At 42.5% G+C, this 13,206-nt stretch carries 11 protein-coding genes; all 11 read right to left on the bottom strand.

The annotated features are described in order from the left end of the window. Positions 1-3: 3 nt before the first annotated feature. Positions 4-546 carry an ATP-dependent protease subunit HslV gene (gene hslV / locus IGK85_RS05895; RefSeq protein ID WP_005229630.1) on the bottom strand — a complete coding sequence of 181 codons (543 nt, stop codon included), beginning with the start codon at positions 544-546 and terminating at the stop codon, positions 4-6. Positions 547-568: 22 nt separating this feature from the next. Continuing rightward, a complete protein-coding gene (gene xerC, locus IGK85_RS05890; RefSeq protein ID WP_081487925.1) occupies positions 569-1,507 on the bottom strand; it encodes a tyrosine recombinase XerC in 939 nt (312 codons plus the stop codon). 196 nt (positions 1,508-1,703) lie between these two features. After that, positions 1,704-3,140: a flotillin family protein gene (locus IGK85_RS05885; protein WP_005236824.1), complete on the bottom strand. Its 1,437-nt coding sequence runs from the start codon at positions 3,138-3,140 to the stop codon at positions 1,704-1,706. Positions 3,141-3,153: 13 nt separating this feature from the next. Beyond that, on the bottom strand, positions 3,154-3,579 hold the full coding sequence (locus tag IGK85_RS05880; RefSeq protein ID WP_008379668.1) for a hypothetical protein: 426 nt from the start codon (positions 3,577-3,579) through the stop codon (positions 3,154-3,156). A gap of 119 nt (positions 3,580-3,698) precedes the next feature. After that, the gene (trmFO, locus tag IGK85_RS05875; protein WP_008379665.1) at positions 3,699-5,000 is read right to left on the bottom strand and encodes an FADH(2)-oxidizing methylenetetrahydrofolate--tRNA-(uracil(54)-C(5))-methyltransferase TrmFO; all 1,302 of its coding nucleotides are present in this window, start codon (positions 4,998-5,000) and stop codon (positions 3,699-3,701) included. Between the two features lie 152 nt (positions 5,001-5,152). Beyond that, positions 5,153-7,231, bottom strand: coding sequence for a type I DNA topoisomerase (gene topA / locus IGK85_RS05870; RefSeq protein WP_008379664.1), 2,079 nt, complete (start codon positions 7,229-7,231; stop codon positions 5,153-5,155). Between the two features lie 142 nt (positions 7,232-7,373). Then, positions 7,374-8,252 carry a DNA-processing protein DprA gene (gene dprA, locus IGK85_RS05865; RefSeq protein WP_008379662.1) on the bottom strand — a complete coding sequence of 293 codons (879 nt, stop codon included), beginning with the start codon at positions 8,250-8,252 and terminating at the stop codon, positions 7,374-7,376. A gap of 68 nt (positions 8,253-8,320) precedes the next feature. Beyond that, positions 8,321-9,085, bottom strand: coding sequence for a ribonuclease HII (locus tag IGK85_RS05860; RefSeq protein WP_005236834.1), 765 nt, complete (start codon positions 9,083-9,085; stop codon positions 8,321-8,323). Next, entirely contained in the window at positions 9,069-9,935 is an 867-nt protein-coding gene (gene ylqF / locus IGK85_RS05855) for a ribosome biogenesis GTPase YlqF (RefSeq protein WP_005229614.1), read from the bottom strand. The genes IGK85_RS05860 and ylqF overlap by 17 nt, the downstream gene beginning before the upstream one ends. Positions 9,936-10,358: 423 nt before the next feature. Further along, positions 10,359-11,264 carry a class C sortase gene (locus IGK85_RS05850; protein ID WP_008379656.1) on the bottom strand — a complete coding sequence of 302 codons (906 nt, stop codon included), beginning with the start codon at positions 11,262-11,264 and terminating at the stop codon, positions 10,359-10,361. Positions 11,265-11,286: 22 nt separating this feature from the next. Further along, positions 11,287-13,155 (bottom strand): SpaH/EbpB family LPXTG-anchored major pilin, encoded by a 1,869-nt coding sequence (locus IGK85_RS05845; RefSeq protein WP_008379655.1) that lies wholly within the window; start codon positions 13,153-13,155, stop codon positions 11,287-11,289. Between the last annotated feature and the right edge of the window lie 51 nt (positions 13,156-13,206).

Genomic DNA, 13,206 nt, shown 5'->3' with positions numbered 1-13,206 from the left:
TCTTTAAAACTCTTCTACAATGATATTGTGATTCGTAAAGACACAAATGTCTGCGGCAATATTCAAGGCACCTTCAGCAATTTCTTTGGCAGATAGTTCACCGCCATAACGTTTCATCGCACGGGCTGCTGCTAATGCATAGTTTCCACCTGAACCGATGGCTAAGATCCCTTCATCTGGCGAAATGACTTCGCCTGTCCCAGAGACCAAAAGCATCTCCTTATCATTCATGACGATCAGCATCGCCTCTAATTTTTGCATCGACTGCTGAGTCCGCCATTCTTGTGCCAATTCTACTGCAGCTCGTTGCAAATTTCCGTTGTATTCATTTAGTTTTCCTTCAAATTTTTCTTCCAAGGTAAAGGCATCTGCCACACTGCCGGCAAAACCAACGATCACTTCACCGTTGTAAATTCGACGGACTTTCCGAGCGGTTCCTTTCATAACGACCTGTTCTCCCATCGTTACTTGTCCGTCACCGGCCATGGCAAATTTCCCATCTTTTTCAACCGCACAGATGGTGGTTGAATGAAATTCTGACTTCATTTATGTTCCTCCTGTACCAATTTTACGCGCGTGGATGAAATTGGCGATAATTTTTTTGTAAACTGTCTTTGGTGACATGCGCATAAATCTGTGTCGTCGATAGATTGGCATGCCCCAACAATTCTTGAACGGTCCGCATATCGGCGCCGTTGTTTAATAAATGGGTTGCAAACGTATGCCGAAGCATATGAGGATGGATTTTACTGTCTAAACTGCTTTTTCGAATGATTTGATTCAAAACATATTCGATCCCAGTTGCAGTGATCCCGTCACCAAGATGATTCACGAAAAGGATCTCGTGTTCCTTGTTCTGCTTTTCCATCAGCTGTTTGCGTCCTGAGGAAAGATAGCGTTTGACTGCTGCTTGTGCGTAACTACCGAAAGGAACATAGCGATCCTTATTCCCCTTCCCATGGATCAGTAATACGCCACTTTCCCAATCGATTGCCCCCAGTGTGAGACTGCTGCACTCACTGACCCGCAAACCTGAACCATAAAGGACTTCTAACAATGCTTGATTGCGCTGTTGTAGTGGCTCATCGCCAACAACACTTTGAAAGAGAGCATCCATTTCCTTCTCATAAAAAAAACGCGGCAATTTGGCGTTTTTCTTTTTTAAATGAATGTAGGCGAAAGGATTCTCTTTGACGATCTCATGCTTGGTTAGAAACTGATAAAAAGATCGCAAACTAGCCATTTTACGACTGATGGAATTACGGCTGTACTCTCGTTCCGTCAAATAGCTTAGATAGACGCGAACATCGCGGTATTCCACTGCTAATGGGTCTTCATTGCCAGACTCTTTTAAGAAGTGAAAAAAATCGCCCATATCTTCTTGATACGCTTTTTTTGTCTTTTTCGAATACCCTCTTTCAACAATAAGATAACGAAAAAACTCTTCTTGAAACTGATCTGTTTGCAAATTAACCCCCCTTTTCATGATTCGAAATAACTTTAGCATAGACCACAAAAAAAAACAAATGAATTGTCAGAATTTAATCAATATTTCAAAGTTTAGACATAATTGTGAAAACTTTCTAAGAATCTACGTAAGATTCTTATCTTTGTTCAGAAAGATCCGTTAAATGCGCCAGAAAAACGTACCAGTCCCTCTCCTCAAAAGAAAGAGGGACTGATACGTTTCCACTTATTTGCTTTTATTCGATTGGATCAGTTGTTGGCTGATGCGAACCAGTGCTTTCAGATACAGCCTGAACTAGCTCTTTGTTTCCTTGTTTTGTGGACATCGTGTCATTGATTAACCCAACTAAGTCTAATCCGGTTGTCTCTTTGATCGTATCAAAGGTTCGCGCTAAACCAGCTTCCCCCATTGATTGAAGACCATCATTGCCGCCAAAGCTAACCACTTTATCAATATTGCTCAGTGGCGCATTGACCTCTTTCGCGATTTCAGGCAGCACTTTGATGAACTCCATCAAAATACCAGCTTCGTTCAGTTTGGTCAAAGCAATCGCCATCTTTTCACGGCTTTCCGCTTCGGCTTGACCGACTTTTGCGATCCGTTCCGCGTCGGCACTACCTAGTTTTTCAATTCGTTCGGCTTCTGCTTGGGCAGCTAATTTGACTTTTTCCGCTTCCGCTTGTGCTCGTGCGATTTCTCTTGCTTTGTCTGCTAAAGCGTTTTGTTCAACCACATATTTATCCGCTTCGGCTTTTTTACGGACAGTTGCATTCAATTCTTTTTCCGTCAATTCCGCTTGTTTTTCTTGAATCTCGATATTTTTTTCTTGTTCGATCAATTGAACTTTCATTTGTTCGCCGACTGCGATCTGTTCCGCTTTCGCATCCGCAACTTCGCGTTCTTGTTTGTATTGTGCTTGTTTCAATGCCATATCTTTTGTCGCTTCTGCGATTTCTGTTTGGCGACGGATCTCTTCATGCTGTGCCAATTGCTCATTCTCAGCTTGCTTGATTCGAGTTTCTCTTAAGGCATTGGATTCCGCTACTTCGGCATTTTTTTTCACTTCAGCAATCTGAGGGCGTCCTAACGCATCCAAGTAGCCATTGCTGTCGCTGACATCTTTGATCGTAAACGAAACGATCTCCAACCCCATTTTCTTCAAGTCCGTAGAGGCAACTTCTTGCACTTGTTCCGCAAAATCATCGCGGTTTTTATAGATGGCTTCTACCGTCATCGTTCCTAGAATCGCCCGTAAGTGACCTTCTAAGACTTCTTGGGCTTCATCTTCCAATTCACCTGTGGATTTGCCTAAGTATTGCTCAGCAGCTGTCTTGATCGACTCGGTACTGTTGCCGACCTTTACAAGCACCGTCGCACTGGCTTTGATCGGTACGCCTTGTTCCGTATAAACTTCTGGTGTCCCAATCTCTAACTTGTGGGTCAATAAACTTAATTTATGGGCTTTTTGAACAATAGGAATCACAAACGTCCCACTGTTTTTTAAGATTTTGATGCCTTCTTTTCCTAAAAACGACCCCGTAACGATCAATGCTTCATCGGGTTTCCCAATGCGATAGCGTATCATCAAAAAAGCGATCAATAAAACAACGAGGACAACACCCCATAAAATCGGATTACTTAAAAAATCTACTGCTGATCCTGTATCCACCATAACGTAACACTTCCTATTCTATAAAATTTTTACTTTCCACCACCAACGCGATCCCTTTTTTATCAAAATCGACAATGATGACTTTGGTTCCGACTGGCAATCGAACATTGTTTTCACGATCTTCTTCCCGAAAAAAACGTGCAGGATAAACAGAACGTGCACCTTGACTCCCTATCTCCATGACTTCGCCGATTGTATCTCCGACAATCTTTTCCGTCAGTTCACCGATCACAAAATCATTGCGACTAATGACATTGCTGCGGTTTTTGTCTGTGATGCGATTGTAAAGCCACATAATGGGACCTAACAGCAAACTAAATAAAACAAAGACAACGAAAATGACCCCGACCAAAAGGATCAGCCATCCTAAAAATTGAATTACTGTAGGAAAACGCTGTAAATAGTTTTGAATCAAATGAATCCATTCTCCAATCACCATCTTCACCACCTTCTGTCATTGTTACTGTCTATCATAAGTCACCTTGATTAAAGTTTCAAGACAAATTAAAAAAAAACCTTCTTACCATTTATTAGTAAGAAGGTGATGACTCATCGCTCTTATAGTTGTTCTTTGGCTTCTTCTAAGGCAGCTAATGCCCGGTTTGCCAATGCTTCATAACGAGATTTTTTATCTCTGATTCGTTCTGGAAGTTCTGGCAGCAAACCAAAGTTGGCATTCATCGGTTGGAAGTGTTTGCCTTCTGCATGAGTGATATAATACGCCATACTGCCAATTGTCGTCTCTTGTGGCATAATGATCGGCGCTTCCCCTTTTGCAAGTTTGGCAGCGTTGATCCCGGCCATCAATCCACTGGCTGCACTTTCAACATACCCTTCAACGCCTGTCATCTGACCAGCAAAAAAGAGGTCTTCACGTTTTTTCGATTGGTACGTTTGTTGTAACAACTCTGGTGAATTCATAAAACTATTCCGATGCATCACGCCGTAGCGCACAAATTCTGCCTCTTCCAAACCAGGGATCATACGGAAAACCCGTTTTTGCTCGCCCCATTTTAAATGTGTTTGAAAACCAACGATGTTGTACAGAGAAGCAGCTGCATTGTCTTGCCGCAGCTGAATCACTGCGTAGGGACGTTTGCCGGTTTTCGGATCTTCCAATCCAACTGGTTTCATCGGACCAAACAACATGGTTTTCGGTCCACGGCCAGCCATAACTTCGATTGGCATACATCCTTCAAAAAATTTTTCTTTTTCGAATTCTTTCAAAGGGGCCACTTCCGCATTGACTAAAGCTTCACGAAACGCATAAAACTCCTCTTCGTTCATTGGACAGTTCAGATAGGCTGCTTCGCCTTTGTCGTAGCGTGATTTCAAATAAACTTTATCCATATTGATGGTGGATTTATCGATAATCGGTGCTGCTGCGTCATAGAAATAAAATCCTTCTGATCCGTTAAAAGCTTGGATCGCTTTTGATAAAGGTTCAGAAGTCAAAGGTCCAGTTGCAATCACGGTAATCCCTTCTGGAATTTCAGTGATCTCCTCTTCGATGACAGTGACTAAAGGATGTTCTTTGACACGTTTGGTGACTAACTCTGAAAAATCATCACGATCCACAGCTAAAGCACCACCTGCTGGAACAGCTGTTTTGTCTGCAGAGGTAATAATGACTGAATCTAAGCGGCGCATTTCTTCTTTCAAAACACCGACCGCATTCGTTAAGTTGTTGCCCCGAAGTGAATTCGTACAAACAAGTTCAGCAAAATTATTTGTATGATGGGCTTCTGTCGATTTCTTAGGACGCATTTCATAAAGCTTTACTGCGACACCTGCTTGCGCTGCTTGCCAAGCAGCTTCGCTTCCGGCTAAACCGGCACCAATAACATTGATTTCTTTCATAGTGCTCTCCTTTTATTTCAAAAGCTCGCCTCTTCTCATAAGAAACTGCTTGTATTAATCAAAAGGACCGGCACTTTCTTTTGTCAGCCAACATCGAGGCTGACCGTTCAAAAGAATGCGCCGATTCTTTTTTTAACAGGGAATCCTGTTAGTTATTTTTGCACATTTTCTTCATAGTCCCCATTGATACACACGACTTGCTTGCCGCCTTTGACTTTCTTCTCGACTAAGTAATTATCACATTTCGGACAATTACGGCCTACAGGTTTGTCCCAAGAAGTAAAGTCACAGTCCGGATAGCGGGTACATCCATAAAACAACCGATTTTTTTTCGATTTGCGTTCAACAACTTGGCCTTGGTGACAGACCGGGCACTCAACGCCGATTTCTTTGACGATTGGTTTCGTGTTGCGACAGTCAGGGAAATTGCTGCAGGCATAAAATTTTCCGTAGCGACCTAATTTGATCACCATTGGATGGCCACAAAGGTCACAGTCAAAGCCTGCAGGTTCGTCTTTGATTTGGATTTTTTCGATACTTTCTTCTGCGGTCGTCAATTCTTTTTCAAAGGGACGGTAGAATTGATCGACGACTTTGACCCATTCTTCTTTCCCAGCTTCAATGCTATCCAAGCTATTTTCCATTTCAGCAGTAAAATGCATATCAACGATTTGCGGGAAGAATTCCTCGATCAATGAATTGACGATCTCACCAAGTTCAGTTGGCTCAAAACGTTTTTGTGTCAATTTCACATAATAACGTCGTTGGATTGTTTCCAACGTTGGTGCATAAGTTGAAGGACGACCCACACCGTTCTCTTCAAGGGTTTTGATCAAGGTGGCCTCACTGTAGCGGGCAGGTGGTTGAGTGAAATGCTGTTTTGGTTCGATCGATACGGATTGGACCACATCTCCTTCAACTAACTCTGGCAAAATGTTCTCTTTGTCTTCTTTGCCATCATCGCGCCCTTCCACATAGACCTGCATAAACCCTTTAAATTTGATCTTTGAACCATTGGCAATAAAGATGACACCATTTTGATCCAAGGTAACTTTCATTGTATCCAAAATCGCCGGCGTCATTTGACTAGCCACAAAGCGAGACCAGATCAAGCGATACAGTTTCAGTTGGTCTTTGTCTAAGAATTTCTCCATGGCTTCTGGCGTACGCATCACACTTGTTGGTCTTACCGCTTCATGGGCATCTTGTGCCCCTTGTGCATTCGCGCGTTTTTTGCCACCGTGCGCCGAGAACTCTGAACCATAAGTACTTTCAATAAATTCGGCCGCTTCGCCTTTGGCTGTGTCTGCGATTCGGGTCGAATCGGTACGCATATAGGTGATCAAACCAACGGTTCCTTGTTTACCAAGAGCGATCCCTTCATAGAGCTGCTGTGCGACCATCATGGTTTTCCGCGTTCGAAAGTTCAGTTTACGGGCTGCTTCTTGTTGCAAGCTACTGGTGGTAAACGGTGCCGCCGGGTTGCGTTTGCGTTCTTTCTTTTCAACCTTCGTCACTTGAAACTCTTTACTAGAAAGACGATCGGTGATTTCTTTTATGCTTTCAGCATTCGGTAATTTTTTCTTTTTGCCATCTAGGCCCCAAAAATTGGCTTTGAATTTTTTCGTGGCTTTTTTAAAGTTCCCATCGATGCTCCAATATTCTTCAGGAACAAACTCACGGATCTCTTTTTCACGATCTATAATAATCTTAAGCGCCACCGATTGAACACGGCCAGCACTCAAGCCTTTTTTCACTTTACGCCAAAGGATCGGGCTCAATGAATACCCCACCAATCGATCTAAAATCCGGCGCGCTTGTTGAGCGTCAACGAGATCTACATCGATCGTTCTTGGTTCTTTGAAAGCTGCCTTGACCGCATCCTTAGTGATCTCATTAAAGACGACTCGGTTTTTATCTTTTAAATCTAACCCTAGTAGAAAAGCTAAATGCCACGCAATAGCTTCTCCTTCTCTATCCGGGTCACTTGCGAGGTAGACTTTTTCGGCTTTTTTCGCAGCTGAGCGGAGACTTTTGATCACATCGCCCTTGCCACGGATCGAAATGTAATGCGGTTCGTAGTCATTTTCGACATCAATTCCCATTTTACTTTTAGGAAGATCACGAATATGACCGACACTTGCGACGACTTTGTAATTTCGTCCAAGGTATTTTTCAATGGTTTTCGCCTTTGCCGGCGATTCCACGATTACTAAATATTTATATGCCATATAAAGAATGGCTCCTTCCTGAATTTTTCCTACTATTATATTCTATCAATCAGTGAACCTATCGTATGCAGATGAAACATACAAATCGTAGCTTATCATAGCTTTCAAGAAAAGGTTTGTCAAGGAAGGTTGATTGGAAAAATCAAAAAAAGGCTAACTCCTGTAAAATATCTGACACACTAATCGTACATTTTGCGCCATCTTGAATCAAGTGGTGACAACCTTTTGACTGATCGGAAATCATTTCACCAGGCACTGCAAAAACTTCTCGGCCATTTTCCATTGCTAATTGTGCCGTAATCAAAGAACCGCTTCTTTCTTTAGCTTCAATCACACAGATTGCTTTTGAAATACCGGCAATGATGCGATTGCGTAAGGGGAAGTGATGTCTTTGCGGTTTGGTGTCGTGAGAATATTCACTCAGTACTAGATGTTCTTGACGAATCTGCTGGAACAACGGATACGCAGAAGTAGGATAACAATGTTCCAAACCAGAAGCAATCACGGCAATGGTTTGTCCCCGATTTCTGATGGCTGATTCATGGGCAAAACTGTCGACGCCATTTGCTAATCCACTGACGATCGTATAGTTTTCTGTCACTAAAGGCGGGATCAGCTTTTCGCAAACTTTACGCGCGTAGCGAGAAGCTGTTCTTGCGCCGACAAATCCAATCATGGGCGTTTGCAACAATTGCAGATTTCCTTCGTAAAATAGTAATAATGGTGGGTCCGCAATTTGTCTTAAAAGCATCGGATACTCCGCTGAAAAGAAGGTGAGGTAGTTTTGTCCCCCCATCTTTTGTGTGATATGCTCTTCTGTCATTTGCTCCCACGATCGGCGAAAGACCGTCCTATGCTGTGGAAGGACGCCGATGGCAATCATCTCTTCCAACGAACAACGCATTTCTTTTGTTTCCAGCCAATGCCAAATAATCTTCCAGCAACCTTGCAGACCGATTCCCTGACAGTAGTACAGTTTTATCAACTGTTTTTCAAAATCTGTTGCTTGTTGATATTTCATAAACAAAGCCCTCTTTTCTTAGTGATCTTACTTATAAGATTCGCTAAAAAAAGAGGGTTGGATGAAATTTATAGGTATTGTTTAACTGGGGCAAAGGTTTTTCGATGAATAGGGCAAATTCCATGGGCAGCTAACCCTTCTAAATGAACTTTGGTCCCATACCCAGCATTTTGATCAAACCCATAAAAAGGATACACATCATGAAAATCTTTCATTAAATTGTCACGATAGACTTTGGCAATGATACTTGCTGCGGCAATCGAAATGGAGCGGGCATCGCCTTTGATCAAGCTTTGTTGAGGGATGTCGGTCTCGATGGTCATCGCATCAATGAGCAAATGTTCCGGCTTGACCGCTAAGTCGATCAAAGCTTCTTTCATCGCCAGGCGGCTCGCTTGATAGATATTTATCCGATCGATTTCTTCAGGACTAACCACACCGATACCGACAGCCACGGCTTTATTTTGAATTTCGATAAACAGTTCTTCTCTTTTCTTCGCAGAAAGCTGTTTTGAATCATTCAGACCTAAGATCTGACATTCTTTAGGCAGAATGACCGCAGCTGACACCACGGGTCCTGCTAATGGTCCACGCCCCACTTCATCTAAACCGGCGATAAAACGGGCACCTTGTTGAAATGCTTCGTTTTCAAAACGCATCATTTCTTCGTATTTCTCCTGCAAAAGCTGCTGTTTAACTAATTGTTTCTCATATTGTTGCAGTAGCTTTTGGACCCCCGCGCGTTCATCTGCCTGCAATTCCTGTAAAAATGCCAGGTCATTAAATGTTGGATCAAATAATCGCTCTTTGATTGACTTAATCGGTTGTTTCATCTTGGCTTTCCATTTCCTCCACTCGATCTAGTGTATAACGGCCTAATTTTCCTTGCCGAATGTCAAAGACAACAAGCTCGCTTCCTCGATCATAGTTATCTTTATACCCACGTTTTTCAGTGATTTTCATCAACAGGTCTGGCGCTAACAACGCCTCTTCCTCCGCCTTTAGTTGGTAACGATTGGCGATTCTTTCAGGATAATAACGGGCAAAAAAATCAAGTCCATACAATGCGATATCATCCAAATGGATCAGCTGATCTTTAATAGCCCCCGTCAATGCCAATTTTTTACCAATCTCAGGATCTTCAAATTTTGGCCATAAGATCCCAGGCGTATCTAGCAGCTCTAGATCAGTCCCAAAACGCAGCCATTGCTGTCCTTTGGTCACGCCGGGTTTATTACCCGTCTGAGCAATTTTCTTCCCTACTAAACGGTTCATCAAGGTTGATTTTCCGACATTCGGAATGCCAATCACCATCGCTCGAATCGCACGGGGCTTCAATCCTCTGGCTTTGTCACGAGCGATTTTTTCCTTCAAGACTTGCTTAGCCGTCGGGACAATGGCTTTGACGCCTTGATTGTCTTGGGCGTTGATCGCCAAGGCTAAATAGCCTTGTGCTTGGAAATAATGCTCCCATTTTTTGGTTTGAACGGGATCTGCTAAATCCGCTTTATTGATCAAAATCAATCGTGGTTTTTGCTGTAATAATTGGTCCAGCATGGGGTTGCGGGATGAGATCGGCAAGCGTGCGTCCACGAGTTCAAAAACGATATCCACGAATTTTAATTTTTCACTTACTTCACGTCTGGCTTTCGCCATATGGCCTGGAAACCATTGAATGGTCATTTGAACGTTTTCCTCCTTGGTACTTCTTCGAATTGGTAAAAAGACAGTAGTGTCTAAATCCATGCAGTATATATCTGACAAGAACGAGGACTATTTGCTCTAAAACCATCAGAGAAACTAGTCACACTGGGCATTTTGCTAAAATTGCTTTAGGACAATGTTCTTGTTCCAACCTCGTGCATAGGTAAAGCTTTCAGCGCGATTCTCATGCGTCATACGCGCTTTCTCGCTTTTTAATTTTGGGGAAGTGGTTGGAAAAAGCTTGTCTATCCACTCATTCTTCCTTTTTTCTGACACCTTTACCATTAGACCGACTGCTTTTTACTACCTTTTATCTTCGTTATTGTACCATATTTCACACGACATGTTTCGTTCTGAGTAAGGTTAACAAGTCATTTTCTAGTGGATCTAGAGGAAAACCTGCTATCTTTTCTTCTTATCACTGGGAGTGATCAAATCATGCTGTTTTTTTCTTTTGATTCTGCTAATCACCAGCAGGAGTAGTAATAGTATGGTGCTTACAACTAGCAGCACCCACAAATCCTGCTGGTTTGCTTTTTTTGCGGCACTTGTTTCATTTTCTTCATTGTAAGGAACCCTTTTGCCGCGAACCAATAAACGATGGCTATTGACCATATAGGGTGTGCAGGTTAGTAAGGTGACATAATCACTGCCTTTGACAATTTTTAGTGCTTCGGTATCATCAGGGGCGACCGTTTTAATCTGATCTATTTGATACGCCAACGTATCATCAAACGTTTCGATATAAAACTCATCGCCGATCTGCAGCTTAGGCAGATCCGTAAAGAGGGTTGCACTCGTTAACCCACGGTGTCCGCACAGAACTGCATGGGTATCTTCACCACCTATTGGATACGAAGCGCCCTCCAATAATGTTGCTCCTCTTTTTAACAACGTATCGGTGGTTTGATCAAAAATCGGGAGAGCGACACCAATCACGGGGATCTTTAAAACGCCGATCGTATGTCGTTCATAGTAATCAGGTGTATCGCCTGATTCTGAGTCCCTTGTTTCTGATAAATCTTGCGTTTCTTTGATTCCAGGATTGCTGGGATGCTGTGCCAGCTCTTGATTTACTCGTTCCAACTGGTTCCTTTTTTGTTGTTTTTCTATTTCACTCATTTTTTTAGCTTGGCTTTGGTAGTAGCTGATCAACTGTTGATCCAAAAAGGTGTTGAGCTGATTACTTACAAAAGGATAACTGATGATCAGAACACCTAGCAGCAGCAGAATACCCATTAGAACATCCAACAAAGTCACTTTTTGAGTAGGTACTTTCGTGCCATTTCTTTTCCTTTTGATTGTCATCGTGCATTTTCATCTCATTTACTTACCCTTTCCGTTTTACAAAATAACACCCAGCTAAACCAACGATCACCACTCCGATGGCGCCCATTAAATACGTGCCGGCACCACCAGTTGCCGGTAAGGTTCCTTTGCGGCGGTTAGGGACTTTTTCTGGATCTCCCAATTGCTCTTTCGTTCCATAAGACGTTTCATGTACTTCAAAAGCGATGCGATTTGTTAGCAGTACATAATTTTTTGGTGCTTTTACTTCTTCCAAATAGTAGGTGCCAAATTTTAACCCGATGATATCAACTAATCCATCTGTCCCTGTGGTAAATTTCGTCGCTTCATCCGCTGTTTGCACCCAAGATACCTGTTTGGTTCCTTCTTCGATTTTCAGGTAGTTGGCATCATCACGGTCTTGATCCCGTACAACAAAAACTGCATCTGCCAATGCTTCGGTAGCGGTCACAGCCCCATCGACTTTTAAGAAGCGTTTGCCCCCTGTCAAAACTTCCACGCTTGGAGGCGTTTGGTCCGTCATGAAATCCGTTTCTACATTTGCTTCATTCGTAAAACCATTGATAGGCATAGCCTGTTCATTTAAATACATATAATACACAAAGCGCAATTGATTTCCCGGCGTTAATTGCGGCACAAATTCTGGATTGATGGTTACCGTAAAGCCATGCTCTTTTTCCGTTACTTGATAGTTCGTTGAATCAATTTTCTTTTCTCCGTCATACAACGCATAGCCCGTTTCTCCCTCTGCTGTATTTTCAAAAGTTAATGCTGGATCATGGGCATCGATCAGTTGGAAATGTTTGTATTTGTTTTCTGCTCCTACTTTATCTTGAATACCTGATGGGATATTGACCGTTAGGTGATATTGGATTCTTTCGCCGATCTCCACGTCTTTGCCGTCTAATTGTGGTGTTGTTTTTGTAACATTTGTTGTGTCATTCTTGATTGTTAGCTCAACAGTAACGTTACTTCCTGAATCAATCGAGAAATCCTTGATTCTTTCTTCCTCGATTAAGGCGGCTTGACTTGGGGCTTTCGTTTCCTCTAATTGATAGGCGCCTGTTTCTAGTTGCGCAATCTTTAGCTGTCCTTTTTGGTTCTCACTCACATCGATACCAGCGTCTCCAGCAGCATAATGTTTGCCTGTCAAAAAACGGTACGCTGCCTGTTTGTCAGTTGTCCACGTATAAAGTCCATCGGCTGCACTTAAAATGTATTTCTTGGTATTTTCGCGTCCTTCTTGCTTTGAAACAACAAATTCCGCATCATTCAGCGGTTCGTTTTCCCCCGTTCCTCGCTTATTCACAAGGAGCGTTCCTTCATTTGTGACGATATTTTTCGGATAAAGATGGATCGTGTCTAGCTCTTCTTCTCCATAAACATATGAGCCATCAGCTTGTTGGATCATTTCATATACGGGAAAGGCGATCACCATATTCTCAGCAGTTGTAACGCCGTCTTTAGGGGCTTCTACAATGGTGTAAACTGCATCCCGATCGGCTTGTTTTTTCGGCAATTCAAAAACCAAATCACCGGCTGCATCTGTTTTTCCGCTAGCTATAGGGGAACCAGACGTCAAGGTTTGAACTTGACGCTTGGCTTCTTCAACGGATGCCCCTGCAGATCGTTTTTCATAAAATGCTGCTGTCACATCATAGACAGAAAAAGTGACATCGGCTAAGCCTTGGTATTGATCAAACTCTTCCATCTCAGTCCCACTATTTTGAATCAATGAACCTGGCAGATTGACCATTTTCTTTTTATGGAGATGGATCTGTGCCAAATTGCTCTCTGCAGACACTTGCTGATTTTTTGTTCCAAAAAAGACAAATGGCAAAAGTAAAAATAGGAGACAAACCTTTTTCGTATGATTAAAAATCTTTTTCATTGTTCTTTCCTCTCTTCTAAATTTTTTTTCGTTTTTCATTCGCTTATTGAA

It is taken from the genome of Enterococcus sp. AZ015 (genome assembly GCF_050499225.1).
In the GTDB taxonomy this organism is placed as follows: Bacteria; Bacillota; Bacilli; order Lactobacillales; family Enterococcaceae; genus Enterococcus_D; species Enterococcus_D entomosocium.
This window is presented reverse-complemented; position numbering and strand designations above follow the sequence as displayed.